The organism is Neobacillus camarae (assembly GCF_054950115.1).
The window spans coordinates 721,020-736,196 of sequence record NZ_JBUCKX010000002.1; the positions used below are offsets into that span (position 1 = coordinate 721,020).

Here is a 15,177-nt window from a genome sequence, read left to right on the forward strand (position 1 = left end):
ATGTATCTCAAATAAACCTGTCAGTTTACGAGTTTCTTAATCGTTTGGATTACATCTCCCCGAATCGGATTTTTAAAATTCCCATCCAATCTGACAGCAGACCCAAAGTGATATTCACTGGCCTGGAGTTGCTTGTGAATATATCCAATATTATCTGCGTTAAGACCGCCCCCCGGCATTATGATGGGGCCATTTGTTTTTTGCGATACTTCTATCATTTTTTGTAACGTATCCAGACCATTGGGGACGGTTGGCTGACCCCCTGAGGTCAAGATTCGATCTATTTTAAACGGCGAATCGCAAAGGGACTTGCAGATTGCCAATGAATCTACCTCGTCAATGGCACGATGAAAGGTCACGGATAAACCTTTTGCTTCTTCTAACACCATTTCCAATAACTCGTAATCCACTGTCTTCTGTTCGGTGTTCGCTCCAAAAACGATACCAGCCGCACCAAGCTCTCGAATGACTTTAATATCCTCTTTCATCGCATCCCATTCATGCTTCCGGTATACGAATGAAAAGCTATGGGGACGAACCATGACCATGACGGGGATGGTCACGCTTTGCACCACCGTCTTGATCGTTCCATAACTTGCGGTCAGGCCGCCTTCAGACATCGCAGACACGAGTTCGAGGCGATCGGCCCCGTGTGCTTCAGCTGTCCGGGCCTCTTCCTGATTCAAGACAATCACTTCTACTAAACTCATCCTCATCAACCTTCTTTCTATGATAACAGTCCAATAGCTTAAGTGTACCCGAGATTCTGGGGAGATTGGAAATTTTTATATACAGAAAATTTGTAAAAGGTGAAATAATTATCTTACTGCTTCGACTAACTTATAAGTAAAAAAGTCAGAAGAAAAATGGAGTTGACCAGCTGATGAGTAGCAGCAAAATTTCAGAGTGGTTTTACTTATACAACAAAGATATATACCACTATTTGGTGTATTACATCGGGTCAAGTGATGTGGAAGACCTGGTGCAGGAAGTTTTTATCCGGGCCATAAAGGGCTTTGATACGTATCAGGCAAAATCCAGTCCTAAGACCTGGCTTTATTCGATTGCACGCCATGTCGGGATCGATGAAATCAGGAAAAGGAAGCGTTACGGGATCAAGCAAATAAATGGGTTCCTGGAGGAGCCAACGGATAAGGAGACGCCGGAGCAAATTATCCAACAACATGAAGAGAACCGGTTGCTGTATCAAACCATTCAATCTTTAAAAGAGAATTATCGAGATGTCATCATCCTTAGAGGCATTAAAGAACTTTCTGTTCCTGAAACGGCATCGATTTTAAATTGGAATGAAAATAAGGTTAGGATCACCTATCATCGTGCGTTAAAGACACTACAAAAAAGGATAGGAGGAATTTCTCTATGAGAGAGAATGAGAACTTTCATGAATTAGAGAGAAAAATTCAAGCATTGCCAGAGCCTGATTTTGATCAAAAGTTTCCTAAAGCTGTTCAAGATACCATCCATGATCAGCTTTTGCGGTTTGCGCGTTCCTATGAAAAGAAGAAAAAGAGGAAAGCTGTCATATGGAAAACGATATCGGTTGGTTTGGCCAGTGTGGCCGCCATCGCCTTATTCGCGATTCTTGTTTTTCCGCTGAATGAGGGTCGTCCATCCAGGCCTGATGCTGACCAACAAGGGCAACAAACTACCTCAGATGAAAACAACGAGAAAAATGATCAAAATCCTGTGAATCAAAATGAAACGGAGGATCAATCGCCAGAAACGATTGTATATAAAAACATAAAATATGGATTTACCTTTGCGTTGCCAAAAACGTGGGCCAATTACCAGATTGTAACGGATGCATGGGAAGGAATTTCGACTGATGAACAAAGTGAAGTAAACGAAAAGGGTCCCATCCTATTAATCAGACACCCTGAATGGACGGAGGAAAAACCGAGACAGGATATCCCGATTATGATTTTTACTCTAGAGCAATGGTCCTCACTTGAAAAAGAGAAATTTCATATTGGCGCGGCACCCGTTGGTCCAACCGTGCTGGGGCAAAATAATCGATATGTTTTTGCGCTTCCTGCCAGATACAACTTTGCCTTTCTAGAAGGATATGAAGAAGTGGAAACCATTTTAGCAGACCAGCCGCTTCAAACAAGTAATGCAGAATAAGATGCCTATGGGGGCGATTCTGGTGGCAAAAAGCCATGGGAACCGTCCTCTTGGTCTGTTTTGGATAATTAGGATGGCGTTGTAAACAATAAAATTATAAAGAAGTTTAATGAGGAATTTGTGATGAAAACCAAAACAAGATATTATCTTCCCGTCGTTTGGAAGTTCTGGATTTGCCATGGATTTGCTTGTATATGGTTCCTCTTTTCGGTTTATATCTCCATTCCTTGGGTAAACGATTTAGGCGGCTTATTAGGAACCGTTCCGTCAATCTTGATCATCGCCGCGATTGCCTATATCCCTGGCTATTTAAACGCGTTCATGGTCATGAGCCTTTTTTTTGATAAGCAACCGGAACTGAAGGTCCAGCAGCCGACCGTTCCGATTTCCATCTTAATCTCCTGTAAGGATGAAGAAAACAGAATTGTCGACACTCTCCGTTATATTGCAGAGCAAGATTACCAAGGCAAAATGAAAGTCATTGTGATCGATAATGCGTCGACCGACCAGACTGGCAACAGGGCAAGGCAAGTCGGTCAGGAGCAAGACCTTGATTTGCAGGTTATTTTTGAAAAAAGGCCTGGTAAAAACTTTGCCCTTAATCAAGCATTAGCCCTGGTGGATACCCCTTTTGTAATTACCCTTGATGCCGACACAATTTTAACGAAATCGGCTGTCCGGTTGCTGGTATCGAGATTAGTATCATCCCCGAAGGATATTTGCGCGGTAGCCGGTTCGGTACTTGTACGGAATAGCCGGAAAAATTATTGGACAAAAATCCAGGAATGGGATTATTTTTTAGGCATTGCATCCATTAAACGTCTGCAAGGGTTTTATCAAGGAACATTGGTGGCCCAAGGAGCTTTCAGTTTGTATAAGCGTGAAGCCATTGAAAACATCGGGGGATGGGATGATGCCATCGGGGAAGATATCGTACTCACCTGGCAAATGCTCGAGATGAATTGCAAGGTCTATTTTGAGCCCCTTGCCGTTGCCTTTACCGATGTGCCGGAAACGTTCGTCCATTTGGCAAGACAACGAAGCCGCTGGGCAAGGGGAATGATTGAAGCGTTTAAACGGGTCAAGCCATGGAACCAACCCGCGATTTTCGTCAAATACCTCACCGGAACGAACCTAATTTTTCCGTACTTGGATTTTGTCTATACCTTTGTTTGGATTCCAGGATTAGTCCTCGCGTTCTTTGGCTATTATTACATCGTCGGTGCAACCATTCTATTTGTTTTACCATTGGCTTTATTAACGAACTACGCCATGTATCATTTCCAACGAAAAGTGTTTCAAAAATTGAGATTAAAAATCAGGAAAAACATTTTTGGCTTTTTTGCCTATGTTTTGACCTACCAAATGATTATGTCGCCTATTTCCGTTTGGGGATACGCCCAAGAGTTTTTACAGCTCAAAAGGGTTTGGAAGTAAAGCGGATCCACGTGCTTCATTTATCGGGACGTCGAACTGTTCTTGGTTTTCGAGGATGAGTCCAAAGCACCTTCCATTGTTGAGTACTATACTATACCTTTCTTAAGGGAGGGAAGCTGTATGGATTGGAAGAAATGGAAATTAGGCGATAATTGGGGAAGTTTTACAAGATGGTGGATTCTGCTTACTGTCTTGTCAACCATTGCAGCCTGCATATGGGGTGTCAATGTAGATAGGTCATTCCTTGGAACTGTGGAAATGGCAGGGTTATTCCTTGGGGCATGGTTCATCATTCTTCTTGTTTTTACAGGCTGCATGAGCATGGTCCAAAAGTTTATTTCAGTGAATTTTGGGGAAAGCTTATTGTTTTTGGTCTCCTACTATCTGGGTTCGTTACTCATTATGATGAAATGAAGAAATCGTTTGGCTGGTGAAAGTGAAAGACTAGTTACCTGCTAGAAGGGGAATTCCCCTGATGCAGGCTTCTTTGCATAAGTATTGACTTATCAGGCGTTTATGTGGGGATACCCCAGGATTACTTGCTATTAAAATAAAGCGGGTACTCGTGCTCCATTTTTGATGGCACGAGTACCCGTTTCTGTGTTTTGATTTAAATGCTGCGTGCGATGTGGAAGCCTTGGTGTACGGCTGTTAGAATTTTATCTGGATGGATCGCGTCACCGATTTTATCCACGTCGACTTTGCCGTTTAATTGATCATATAACTCATCGTTGGAAACAAAGCCTGAAGCAATGACATAGGTGTCAGCGGTCAGCGTTTTATGTTCCTCGTCTTGGATATACTCCATCACTTCATTGGAAAGAAGCGTTACTTTGGCATTGGCAATCGTAGCAATCTCCCGGTCTTTTAACAGCTGCCTAAGGGCTTGATCGTTATTCAAACAATGATGGGCCGTTACCAAGATGTCATCCAACATTTCAATGATGGTGACATTCTCTGCTTTTTCTGCACAATGGGCTGCCACTTCACAGCCAACTAAACCGCCGCCGATGACCACGACATTTTTTCCGAAAGCCGCTTTGTTAGTTAACACATCATTCGCTAAGATGACCTTATCTGTGTCATGGATGCCATTGATAGGAGGCAAAAAGGCACGGGATCCTGTTCCTAGAATGACTTTGTCAAAATGGCCGGCCAGCACTTCTTCCGCTGTCGCCTCTTTCATCAATTTAATTTTGACGTTGCTGCGATAAATTTTACCGGTTAAATACTCTACATAGTCCGCTACGTCTTTTTTGAATTTAGGACCGCCTGCGGCTAGCAATGTTCCGCCTAATGTATTGGTTTTTTCCCAAAGTTCTACATCAAGGCCTCTTTCAGCGGCCACGATGGCGGCTTCCATACCGCCAGGTCCTGCACCAACCACGAGCACGCGTTTTCTTTCCGTTGCAGGAGTTACTAGATAATAATCTTCACTAAAGCAGAGCGGGTTGACGGAGCAATGAATGAATTTTCCGGAGAATCCGGCAAAGAGACATTCGTTACAGCCGATACATGGAACAATATCATAGGTTTCATTCCGTTTTACTTTGTTTACCCACTGTGGATCGGCTAAGGATTGATGGCCTAATCCAATGAAATCTGCTTTTTCTTCCTGGAGGCATTTTTCAGCCAATCCCGGATTTCCAAGCTTACCTTGGGACATGACAGGGATATCGACATATTTTCTCACTTCCGCCGCAATGTCAATTTGCGTTGGTGACTCTTGATAGACGGTATTGATCGCTTTATACCAGGCTTCATAGCAGCCTACGTCAATGTGAAGGGCGTTTACTCCGGCTGCCTCCAGCATTTTGGCGATGGCTATGCCTTCAGGAAGTTCACGGCCGCCTTCCACTCCGTGATAGGGGGTGAATTTGACTAAAATCGGGAAGTTTGGCCCGCAGGTTTTTCTGATTTCGGCAATGATTTCAAGGGTGAATCGCATTCTGCCTTGGATATCACCGCCATATTCATCCGTGCGCCGGTTCCACATCGAGGATTGGAACTGGTCGATTAAATAGCCGCCATAGGCATGCAGTTCTACGGCATCTGCGCCAGCTGCTTTTGCTTTGGCAGCGCCTTCGCCCATTTTTTGGACGATGTTTTGAATTTGTTCGACGGAATAGGCTTTACAGGTGACATCCGGGAACCAGAAACATTGATTTTCACTGGCGGAGTATGGCGTGCCGCCCCGTGTTGGCAATTGCATTCTTCCCAGTCCAGGGGTGATTTGCACGCATAGTTTGGCACCATTGTTGTGAATGCGTTCGGCCAAAAAGCTCATTTGCTCAAAGGAGCGTGCTGTATCTATTACGTTACAAGCCTTTGCTTCATACTCAAGGGTAACCTGGTTGGCGCCGGTGATGATTAATCCTGTGCCGCCTTTGGCTCTTTCCTCATAATAGCGAATGGCACGGTCTGAAAAAGAACCATCTGGTTCGGTAGCTGTTCCCATTGGCGCCATAAAAACGCGGTTCCGTAGTTCCATTTTTCCAATGTAGCCTTTTTCTAATAGTTTCATAACGTTCCCTCCTGTTAGTTTGTGAATAATTGAGCATGGTGAAATAGCCTTAATCCCACGCTTCATTATTCAAGCTATTTGTTGTTTATATTGTGTTTACATGTAAATTGTAACAAAGGCCATCCCGGATTCAATGGTTTCAAATGAACCTTCACAAAGAATTCTTAACAATCTTTTTTATATTCTAACAGTGTTTAAATGGCTGAGGTTTACTTTTAGTTCTATATATCTATTTCTCGTAGGAAACTACTAATCGTTTTTTCTTATAGTAATGTTAAAATAATACATATAAAAGCTGTATATTAAAGAACTAGGAGGCAAGTGTCATCATGAGTTCCTCGTTTCAAAGGATGTATGAGGTGGTCAGAAAAACGGAAAATGATCCCTATGAAGACTATTTGACGGAAATGATTAGGCCGGTTCTGGAGAATCCCAAAATGTTAAGTAGTTTTCTTAAGAGATTTGTAGATAAAAAGCTGGACTCGATTGATCATCATAAAGTGTTTACTCAAAGAACCTATACAAAAATAAAGGACCATCTCACGGACAGCCGGCCGGATATGGTGATTACCTTCGAAGAACAAGGCATTCGGCATATTATGTTTATTGAAAATAAGTTAGGTTCCGGCGAAGGCGACCGGCAATTATCGCGCTATGCCGACCATTTAGAGGAACAGGCAAAAATGGGCTATCACGCCCATCTGCTATACATAACCCAATATTATGATCCGAAGCCAATCAGCTTGCTGCTGGACCAGACGAGCGGCAGCGGGTGTCAGCAATATCAATGGTACGAAATTTATCACTGGATGAAAGAATTTGAAGAGGATTTGTACTGTCAACAAATTATGCTTTTTATGGAGGGATTCAGTTTGAATAAGGATAGAAGGTTCACTCCGATTGATATCCATTCGATTCAAAATATGGGAAGGATTCAATCCATGCTGGATGATTGTTTGGACGGGCGAGTAGCTGATACTTTTACCTCCTTGTTTGGGAAGCCGAAGCAGTGGAACACCCGTGCATCCCAATTACGGGAAGCTTGGCGTTATGTTCTATATAATGACCAATCGGATTGGAAGTTTGTCGGCTGCGGATTGTGGTTAACCGATGACGATTATCCATTAGTCACGGTTTTTATGGAGGTCGACCCAAGATGCAATCGGAAACCGAATGTCTTACAAGTGGTTCAACAGTTTTGTAGTGACCATGAAGGGTGGGAATTAGAAGGCCCAGAAGACCTGAACAGTGAGTTCAGAGTCTCCTATGACCAATCACTTGTCACCTTCTTGTCGGACCATGACCATATAGAAAGCATTCAAACCTTCTTGATCTCGAAATTGCAGGAACTCCATGAATTAAAGGATAAAAATCCTTCGTTACATTGGAATTGAGACCATGGGGGATGGTTTTGGCAATGAAAAAATAGGGGAACTGTCCTGGACCTCATCTGTTTGGCTGATTTTGCATATACTATAGGATACCAACTTTTAAAGAAGGTGTTAGAGATAACCAGTATGAAAGAAGTTGAAACGGTCCTGTCCGGTTTGAATCATAAGCTGGCCGATTATTGGCTGAACAATGAATTGATTAAAAGGACGATTGCAATCAGTTACGATTATTGGTTAGAAGACACGGGTATCCCCATGGATTTAGAGGATTTTGTCCAGCAGTATCTTGACCATGCATCCTATTTGGGCGGCATTTTTTCTCATGGAATGGAAGAGATTGACTGATTCAACTTGCCAAGCAAAGGCATTAGAAGATCTCCAAGGCACAACAAGGCGAATTTGCGATTGTTGTGCCTTTTTATGTGGAAAGCTTCCCGGGAGAACGATGGGGCCAGAACCCATATGAACTGTCCCTGTGGCCACCTGTGGACAAATGGTATAATGAGGCTAATGGATGGTAAAGAAAGGAAGTGCAAGCCAATGGATTTCGAAACGGTTATGCAGGAACTGGAAGCGCTCGGCAAGGAGCGGACGAAAAAGATATACATAAGCAATGGTGCCCACGAACCGCTGTTTGGTGTGGCGACCGGTGCCATGAAGCCGCTGGCAAAGAAAATCAAGCTCAATCAGCCTTTGGCCGAGCAGCTTTACGCCACCGGTAACTATGATGCCATGTATTTTGCCGGAATCATTGCCGACCCAAAGTCCATGACGGAGGCGGATTTTGAGCGTTGGATTGATGGGGCTTATTTTTATATGCTGTCTGATTATGTGGTGGCCGTGACTTTGGCGGAAGCCGATATAGCGCAGACGGTTGCTGACAAATGGATGGCAAGCGGGGAAGAGCTGAAAATGTCGGCAGGCTGGAGCTGTTACTGCTGGCTTTTGGGAAATCGGCCGGACCGTGAATTTGATGCAGACAAGCTGGCCGAAATGCTCGATCAGGTGAAAAATACCATTCACGATGCTCCAGCCCGGACAAAATCCGCTATGAATAATTTTATCTACACGGCCGCGATTTCGTATGTGCCGCTCCATGAAAAGGCGGTTGAAACGGCAAAGGCAATGGGTCCGGTCGAAATCAGGCGGGAGGGCAAAAAAAGCAGTATTCTGCAAGCTTCCGAAAGTATTCAAAAGGAACTGGATAGAGGGCGGCTAGGCTTCAAACGTAAATATGTGAGGTGCTAGCTTGTTTTAAGCGTGACCTCAATCCATGATTAGAAATGAGGGCATTCCTTTGGATGAGGAATGCTTTTTATCTTTCCTGAAACGGTAAAAATTTATTGTAAAACGATAAACGTCTTGCTATAATCAATTTAAAAAATGGCGAGGTGGTTATGATGAAACGAGGTTCAACATTATTTTTAAAGTTAGCCGTTTTTGTGATTGGAACTCCAGTTCTTGCTATATGCATATATTTGGTGACTGTTGTCACCAGGAATGTGGCCAAAGGCTTAGCAGGGTGGGATTATGCCGTACTTGGCATTATCATCATCGTGTTTGTAACGGCGGTCCCATTCTATATGGCGTTGTATCAGGCGTTTAAACTGTTAAGCTATATCGACAAAAATGAAGCATTCTCAGAGCTGTCTGTCATTTCCTTAAAGAAAATCAAAAAATACGCCATCACCATCAGCGGCCTGTATGTTGCCGGTTTGCCGCTTTTCTATATCTTTGCCGAGCTCGACGACGCTCCAGAAGTTGTCGTCATTGGGATGATGCTTGTTTTTGCCCCGCTGGTGATTGCGGTCTTTGCTGCTGTTCTCCAAAGACTTTTACAAGAAGCGATAGATATCAAATCTGAAAATGATTTAACGGTCTGAGGTGAATAATATGGCGATGATAATTAATATTGACGTAATGCTGGCCAAACGGAAAATGAGTGTAACAGAGCTTTCGGAGAGGGTGGGAATCACGATGGCGAACCTTTCTATCTTAAAAAATGGAAAGGCCAAAGCAATCCGGTTATCCACTTTAGAGGCAATCTGTAAGGCTTTAGATTGCCAGCCTGGAGATCTATTAGAATACAGAAGCGATGAATAAACCGTGGAAACGGGCTTAGTTAGTTTTCGGCATGGCCATCCTTGGGAGGTATTTCATTGGATTTATATAGGGCTGCGGAAAATTTAAATATAGTAAGTGATTTTCTTGGAAAAAGAGATATCCCTGTTTTATCGAGTTGTGCTTTAGAAGAAAGGTATCAGATTTCGCAAGTAGATTTGCTGATTTTATTTGGCGGCAGCATTCCCTATGGCTGTGATGTGGTTGGTCGGGCTCTATTAACCGGGATTGCTAAAAACTTCATGATTGTGGGAGGGGAAGGCCATACCACAGAGGGTTTGCGACAGGCCATGCATCATGCCTATCCTGAAATCGTCACGGAAGGTAAAAGGGAAGCGGATTTAATGAGTGAATATATCAGGCGGGAATACAATATTGAAAACATTCTCATTGAGAGAAACTCGACTAATTGTGGAAACAATGTCACGTATGCTTTAGAGATGATCAAAGAGCATCAGCTAAATCCAAAGACGATTTTGATCGTCCAAGATGCGGCCATGCAGCACCGGATGGACGCTACGTTTAAAAAGTATCTTCCCAATCCGGAGATTGAAATCATCAATTTTGCCTCCTATCATGTTCGTGTTGGAGTAAGAGACGGAGAATTAGTGATGGAGCCATCCGGTCTTTGGGGAATGTGGGATATCAAACGGTATATTTCATTGCTTATGGGTGAGATTCCAAGATTATGGGATAATGCCGATGGATATGGGCCAAACGGGAAGGATTATCTTGCCCATGTGGATGTTCCTGCAGATGTCATAACGGCTTTTGAAGAATTAAAAGACGATTTTGGGGATTTGGTTAGGGTGGCCAATCCTTTGTATCGTTCTAAATAAGACCATGGTGACGGTTTGAGTGGCTGGGATACCACTCGAACCGTCCTTTTTTTATGCTAATCTGCAAATAGCTTGGAGAGCACAAGTAAACTGGACTTATGTGCAAGTAGGAGCGGTGTATCCTCAAGTAGAGGAAAGTTATCCGCAAGAAAGAGCGGGTTATGCGCAAGTAATTTGGGAGAGCACAAGTAAACTGGACTTATGTGCAAGTAGGAGCGGTGTATCCTCAAGTAGAGGAAAGCTATCCGCAAGAAAGAGCGGGTTATGCGCAAGTAATTTGGGAGAGCACAAGTAAACTGGACTTATGTGCAAGTAGGAGCGGTGTATCCTCAAGTAGAGGAAAGCTATCCGCAAGAAAGAACGGGTTATGCGCAAGTAATTTGGGAGAGCGCAAGTAAACTGGGCTTATGTTCAAGTAAGAGCGTTGTATCCGCAAGTAAAAGAAAGTTATCCGCAAGTCAAACAAGGCCACGCCTCTATCGAAGGAGTTTACCTGTATAATGAAAGAAGCTGTAAGACAGTCAAGGGGGAGGGTTAGCATGAAAATTTTAGTAGCGATGGATTCCTTAAAAGGAAGCCTTTCATCTTTAGAAGCAAATCGTGCCATTGCCGAAGGATTAATGCAAGCAAGTCCAGACTTTGAAATTCAAACCGTGCCCATTGCCGACGGAGGGGAGGGAACCGTTGAAGCCCTCGTCCATGCCACAAACGGGAGCTTTGCGAACACCGTTGTTACAGACCCATTAGGCCGGAAAGTGAAGGCGAGATACGGCATTTTGGGAGATAGATTGACCGCCGTAATCGAGGTCGCAGAAGCCTGCGGGCTGCCGTTATTAAGCAAGGAGGAACGCAACCCGCTCCGCACCACGACCTATGGCGTTGGGGAGATGATGATGGACGCCATCGAAAGAGGCTGTCACGATCTCATTGTCGGACTTGGGGGAAGTGCCACCAATGATGCTGGAGTCGGCATGCTGCAGGCATTAGGGTACAAGTTTTTCAACAAACAAGGGTTATCTGTTGGATTTGGCGGAGCGGAGCTGAAAAACATTGCGAAGATTGATGCGGGGTCAGTGCCTGAAAAAATGAAGAACGTGCGGTTTCGGGTGGCATGTGATGTCAACAACCCGCTCTATGGCGAGAATGGGGCCGCCTATATCTACGGTCCGCAAAAAGGGGCGACACCTGAAATGGTCGTCGAACTGGACCATGGCCTCCGGCATTTCGTCAACGTGGTAAAGGATCAATTAGGCCCAGACCTGCAGCAAATTTCCGGGGCAGGGGCTGCTGGCGGATTGGGGGCTGCTTTTGCAGGATTTCTAAATGCCAAGCTGGAATCAGGCGTTGGACTTATTCTGGATACCGCCGGATTGGAGGGGGAAATTCAGGGAGTCGACCTGGTGATGACAGGAGAAGGAAAACTGGACCGGCAAACCTCGATGGGAAAAGCGCCCGCGGGTATCGCCGCAATAGGCAAGAAGCATGGGAAACCTGTGATTGCCTTGGCTGGGGATGTTTCAGAGGGGAATCCATCCTTACATGAGTCGGGAATAACCGCTTATTTTACGATCGTAAGCGGCCCGATGGATTTAGAGACTGCTATGCAAGCGGAAGTTGCCCGAAAAAATTTGCGTCAGACCGCCGAGCAGATTGGGAGAATCCTGGCAGGCCCTTTTAATTTTGGCTTCGGGTCTTGATCTGTTCTTTCTAGGGTTCGTTTATCCGCGTAATTTGTTCTTTAAAGTTAGTTTTTTTAAAATGGCCAGCAACTTGAATTTGTTTATCAACCCAATTTATTTGTTTATCAACCCAATTAACCTGTTTATCAACGCATTTTGATATTCTATCAACCAAAAGGAGCCTTCTATCAACCGAAACCTCTCGCTTATCGACACTTGGCATAGTGCACCACAAAAAAGAATACGCCTCCTTTATCAAAGGTGAAAACTTTTTTTATGTTATTTATTTTGATATAATTTTTAACTAGTTAATAGTTTCTTCCCAATTAAGGAAATTTTCAGAGTGCATTTTGCTAACAAGGGAGAGAATTACATATGGTGAAAAGTTATTTTCCAGAAGGATTTTTATGGGGCGGCGCGATTGCTGCCAACCAAGCAGAAGGAGCCTGGAATGTGGACGGTAAGGGAATCTCCGTTGCCGATGTGGCTAAATTTAAGCCGAATGTGCCGGTAGAAGACTATAAAAATCAATGGCATGTAGGATTAAAGGACATTGAGGAAGCGATGGCCACAGAGGATACTGTCTATTATCCGAAACGCCGAGGGATTGATTTTTACCATCACTATAAAGAGGACTTGGCTTTGTTCGGGGAAATGGGCTTTAAAGTGCTGCGTGTCTCCATCGCCTGGGCAAGAATTTTTCCTAATGGCAATGAAGACAAGCCCAATCAGGCTGGATTGGACTTTTACCGCTCCATGTTCGAGGAGATGAGAAAAAACAACATCGAACCGCTTGTCACGTTATCCCATTATGAAATGCCGTTATACCTCGTGAACAAGTATGATGGCTGGGTTTCCCGGGAACTGGTCGATCTGTTTGTGAAATATTGCAAGGTCGTGTTTGAAGAATACAAGGACCTCGTGAAATATTGGTTAACCTTTAATGAGATTGATAGTATTTTCCGCCATCCTTTTACCACTGCCGGGATAGTCGAGGAAAAATACAGTAGTAAAAAAGAAGCGGAAGAAGCCATCTACCAGGCCTTTCACCATCAGTTTGTGGCGGCGGCGCTGGCAAAAAAACATCTTCTGGAGATCATTCCGGGTGCGCAAATCGGCTGCATGCTGACCAAAACGCTCACTTATCCGGAGACTTGCCATCCGGAGGATATTTTATTGGCGCAAAAAGAGAATCGCGAAAATCATTTTAGTGCCGATGTTCAAGTGTTTGGTGAATACCCTCGCTGGGTTCTCCATCATTGGGAAGAGAGCCACTTCCACATCGCCATGGAAGAGGGCGATTTAAAGCTGTTGAAAAAGTATCCGGTTGACTTTTTGTCCTTCAGTTATTACATGTCCCGAGTCGTTTCCATTCATGAGGAAGACCGGGAAAAAGTCGGCGGAAACCTTACGACCAGCGTGAAAAACCCTTATTTAGAAACATCCGAGTGGGGCTGGCAAGTGGACCCCGTCGGCTTCAGGGTTGCTTTGATTGACCTGTATGATCACTATCGGATTCCGTTGTTCGTCGTGGAAAATGGGATTGGCGCACGGGATGTTGTCGAAGAGGATGGTTCTATCAAAGACGATTACCGGATTGCTTATTTCCAATCTCATTTTGAGCAGATGAACCTGGCCATCAAGGAAGGCGTGGAGCTGATGGGGTATACCTCATGGGGCTGTATTGACATTGTCAGTGCCGCTACTTCCCAAATGACCAAACGCTATGGATTCATCTACGTCGACTCCGATGACTTAGGCAACGGTACCTTTAAACGGATTAAGAAAAATTCCTTCTATTGGTATAAAAAAGTCATCGAAACCAATGGTGCTAGTTTAGATACCAATGAGAAATAGTTTAGAAAAGCCAGCTGCTATTAAAAAAGTAGTTGGCTTTTTGCCGTTGGTTTCCCCTCTACAAAAAAAGGTACGTTATCACCGATAGAAGAAACGAAGTGATCAGCATGGCAAGCAGCGGCCTGAGTGCTTTCGTACGTAGGTCCCGGAGACTGACTTTGAGTCCAAGGCCCACCATGGCGGAGGAAAGGATAAAGCTTGTCACGGTAGAAATGCCGTTTTGGAATCCTTCGGTAACCGGAATCCAATGGCCCAATCCATAACTGCCAACTAAACTCATGAGGATAAAGCCGACCAAAAACCATGGGAACTCAACTTTATTGGCTTCCAAAGCTCCGGCATTTTTTCGCTTCATCCAATACATCAAAATAAAGCATAAAGGAACTAGCAGCAAAACCCGGCCTAATTTTGCCAGCAAAGCCATGGCCAGCCCATCAGGACCTGCTGGGGCACCCGCTAAAGCGACATGGGCAATCTCATGAAGGCTGCTGCCGCTCCATATGCCATATTCCACCGCAGACAACGGCAAAAGCGGACGAATAATCGTATAGGTGATCGAAAAAATGGTCCCCACCAAAGCAATGATTCCCACACCCATTGCCGTATCCTCTTCTTTTGCTTTCATGATCGGCGCTGCCGCTGCAATAGCTGCTGCTCCGCATACGCCGGTACCGATTCCAAGCAGCAACGACAAAGAGAAATCCGCCTTCAGCCACTTGCCCAGCCAAACGGTGGCCAGGATGGCAAAAGCAATGACGCCGGCATCGCGGAGCACCAGACCGAATCCTTGGCTAAAAATCACTCCCATATTTAACTTTAAGCCATATAAAATGATGGCAAAACGCAAGAAATACCTGGCTGAGAATTCGATTCCGGCTCGGAGTTTGTCGGGATATCCCCCCAATTGCCGGTAGACAACTGCCAGGAGAATGGAGCAAGCGAGCGGTCCCACCCGGTTCAAGCCCGGCAACATGCCCAAGACATATCCTGCCGCTGCAAAAGCGAAAGTAAATCCCATTCCCCCTACCCATAACCCAACAGATGTTTTTGATTTTGATTGATTGATATGCTGGTCATCAGATCGTAAGGCTCTTGCTGTTTCCCCACTCATTCTATCACCCCACAACTCATTTGGTGATATCAGATTACATCAGTTTTGATGATAAGAAAAATAACAATTTATA

Annotated in this window: 15 protein-coding genes; 12 read left to right on the forward strand and 3 right to left on the reverse strand. The window is 44.4% G+C overall.

What is annotated here, in order from left to right; all coding sequences use genetic code 11:
- Window positions 1-20 precede the first annotated feature (20 nt).
- Window positions 21-710: a copper homeostasis protein CutC gene (locus tag ACY8D0_RS11165; RefSeq protein ID WP_462410577.1), complete on the reverse strand. Its 690-nt coding sequence runs from the start codon at window positions 708-710 to the stop codon at window positions 21-23.
- 173 nt (window positions 711-883) lie between these two features.
- On the opposite strand from ACY8D0_RS11165, the gene ACY8D0_RS11170 reads away from it, so the two are divergent.
- The 4 genes from ACY8D0_RS11170 (at window position 884) to ACY8D0_RS11185 (ending at window position 3,996) form a co-directional block, all read left to right on the forward strand.
- On the forward strand, window positions 884-1,384 hold the full coding sequence (locus ACY8D0_RS11170) for an RNA polymerase sigma factor (RefSeq protein ID WP_462410578.1): 501 nt from the start codon (window positions 884-886) through the stop codon (window positions 1,382-1,384).
- On the forward strand, window positions 1,381-2,145 hold the full coding sequence (locus tag ACY8D0_RS11175) for a hypothetical protein (RefSeq protein WP_462410579.1): 765 nt from the start codon (window positions 1,381-1,383) through the stop codon (window positions 2,143-2,145). The genes ACY8D0_RS11170 and ACY8D0_RS11175 overlap by 4 nt, the downstream gene beginning before the upstream one ends.
- A 123-nt stretch (window positions 2,146-2,268) precedes the next feature.
- Window positions 2,269-3,582 (forward strand): glycosyltransferase family 2 protein, encoded by a 1,314-nt coding sequence (locus tag ACY8D0_RS11180; protein ID WP_462410580.1) that lies wholly within the window; start codon window positions 2,269-2,271, stop codon window positions 3,580-3,582.
- Between the two features lie 120 nt (window positions 3,583-3,702).
- Window positions 3,703-3,996 (forward strand): hypothetical protein, encoded by a 294-nt coding sequence (locus tag ACY8D0_RS11185; RefSeq protein WP_462410581.1) that lies wholly within the window; start codon window positions 3,703-3,705, stop codon window positions 3,994-3,996.
- A gap of 196 nt (window positions 3,997-4,192) precedes the next feature.
- On the opposite strand, the gene ACY8D0_RS11190 is transcribed toward ACY8D0_RS11185, so the two are convergent.
- Window positions 4,193-6,106 (reverse strand): oxidoreductase, encoded by a 1,914-nt coding sequence (locus tag ACY8D0_RS11190; protein WP_462410582.1) that lies wholly within the window; start codon window positions 6,104-6,106, stop codon window positions 4,193-4,195.
- A 329-nt stretch (window positions 6,107-6,435) separates the two neighbouring features.
- On the opposite strand from ACY8D0_RS11190, the gene ACY8D0_RS11195 reads away from it, so the two are divergent.
- From ACY8D0_RS11195 to ACY8D0_RS11230, 8 genes are all read left to right on the forward strand, one after another.
- Window positions 6,436-7,500, forward strand: a complete 1,065-nt coding sequence (locus tag ACY8D0_RS11195; protein WP_462410583.1) for a PD-(D/E)XK nuclease family protein — start codon at window positions 6,436-6,438, stop codon at window positions 7,498-7,500.
- 123 nt (window positions 7,501-7,623) lie between these two features.
- On the forward strand, window positions 7,624-7,842 hold the full coding sequence (locus ACY8D0_RS11200) for a hypothetical protein (RefSeq protein WP_462410584.1): 219 nt from the start codon (window positions 7,624-7,626) through the stop codon (window positions 7,840-7,842).
- 195 nt (window positions 7,843-8,037) lie between these two features.
- Entirely contained in the window at window positions 8,038-8,745 is a 708-nt protein-coding gene (locus ACY8D0_RS11205) for a DNA alkylation repair protein (protein WP_462410585.1), read from the forward strand.
- 152 nt (window positions 8,746-8,897) lie between these two features.
- A complete protein-coding gene (locus tag ACY8D0_RS11210) occupies window positions 8,898-9,380 on the forward strand; it encodes a DUF2975 domain-containing protein (RefSeq protein ID WP_462411347.1) in 483 nt (160 codons plus the stop codon).
- A 10-nt stretch (window positions 9,381-9,390) separates the two neighbouring features.
- On the forward strand, window positions 9,391-9,600 hold the full coding sequence (locus tag ACY8D0_RS11215) for a helix-turn-helix domain-containing protein (RefSeq protein ID WP_462410586.1): 210 nt from the start codon (window positions 9,391-9,393) through the stop codon (window positions 9,598-9,600).
- Window positions 9,601-9,656: 56 nt separating this feature from the next.
- Window positions 9,657-10,457 carry an ElyC/SanA/YdcF family protein gene (locus tag ACY8D0_RS11220; RefSeq protein ID WP_462410587.1) on the forward strand — a complete coding sequence of 267 codons (801 nt, stop codon included), beginning with the start codon at window positions 9,657-9,659 and terminating at the stop codon, window positions 10,455-10,457.
- 539 nt (window positions 10,458-10,996) lie between these two features.
- Window positions 10,997-12,154, forward strand: a complete 1,158-nt coding sequence (locus ACY8D0_RS11225; RefSeq protein WP_462410588.1) for a glycerate kinase family protein — start codon at window positions 10,997-10,999, stop codon at window positions 12,152-12,154.
- Window positions 12,155-12,511: 357 nt separating this feature from the next.
- Entirely contained in the window at window positions 12,512-13,993 is a 1,482-nt protein-coding gene (locus ACY8D0_RS11230) for a glycoside hydrolase family 1 protein (protein ID WP_462410589.1), read from the forward strand.
- A 58-nt stretch (window positions 13,994-14,051) separates the two neighbouring features.
- Here the strand turns inward: ACY8D0_RS11230 and ACY8D0_RS11235 are convergent, their stop codons facing one another.
- Window positions 14,052-15,104, reverse strand: a complete 1,053-nt coding sequence (locus ACY8D0_RS11235; RefSeq protein ID WP_462410590.1) for a YeiH family protein — start codon at window positions 15,102-15,104, stop codon at window positions 14,052-14,054.
- Window positions 15,105-15,177: the final 73 nt, after the last annotated feature.

Coding starts and splice junctions, on each gene's coding strand:
- ACY8D0_RS11200 (WP_462410584.1), top strand. CDS start 7,624: ATGAAAGAAGTTGAAACGGTCCTGTCCGGTTTGAATCATAAGCTGGCC.
- ACY8D0_RS11230 (WP_462410589.1), top strand. CDS start 12,512: ATGGTGAAAAGTTATTTTCCAGAAGGATTTTTATGGGGCGGCGCGATT.
- ACY8D0_RS11205 (WP_462410585.1), top strand. CDS start 8,038: ATGGATTTCGAAACGGTTATGCAGGAACTGGAAGCGCTCGGCAAGGAG.
- ACY8D0_RS11225 (WP_462410588.1), top strand. CDS start 10,997: ATGAAAATTTTAGTAGCGATGGATTCCTTAAAAGGAAGCCTTTCATCT.
- ACY8D0_RS11180 (WP_462410580.1), top strand. CDS start 2,269: ATGAAAACCAAAACAAGATATTATCTTCCCGTCGTTTGGAAGTTCTGG.
- ACY8D0_RS11165 (WP_462410577.1), bottom strand. CDS start 710: ATGAGTTTAGTAGAAGTGATTGTCTTGAATCAGGAAGAGGCCCGGACA.
- ACY8D0_RS11195 (WP_462410583.1), top strand. CDS start 6,436: ATGAGTTCCTCGTTTCAAAGGATGTATGAGGTGGTCAGAAAAACGGAA.
- ACY8D0_RS11215 (WP_462410586.1), top strand. CDS start 9,391: ATGGCGATGATAATTAATATTGACGTAATGCTGGCCAAACGGAAAATG.
- ACY8D0_RS11210 (WP_462411347.1), top strand. CDS start 8,898: ATGAAACGAGGTTCAACATTATTTTTAAAGTTAGCCGTTTTTGTGATT.
- ACY8D0_RS11185 (WP_462410581.1), top strand. CDS start 3,703: ATGGATTGGAAGAAATGGAAATTAGGCGATAATTGGGGAAGTTTTACA.
- ACY8D0_RS11190 (WP_462410582.1), bottom strand. CDS start 6,106: ATGAAACTATTAGAAAAAGGCTACATTGGAAAAATGGAACTACGGAAC.
- ACY8D0_RS11235 (WP_462410590.1), bottom strand. CDS start 15,104: ATGAGTGGGGAAACAGCAAGAGCCTTACGATCTGATGACCAGCATATC.
- ACY8D0_RS11170 (WP_462410578.1), top strand. CDS start 884: ATGAGTAGCAGCAAAATTTCAGAGTGGTTTTACTTATACAACAAAGAT.
- ACY8D0_RS11175 (WP_462410579.1), top strand. CDS start 1,381: ATGAGAGAGAATGAGAACTTTCATGAATTAGAGAGAAAAATTCAAGCA.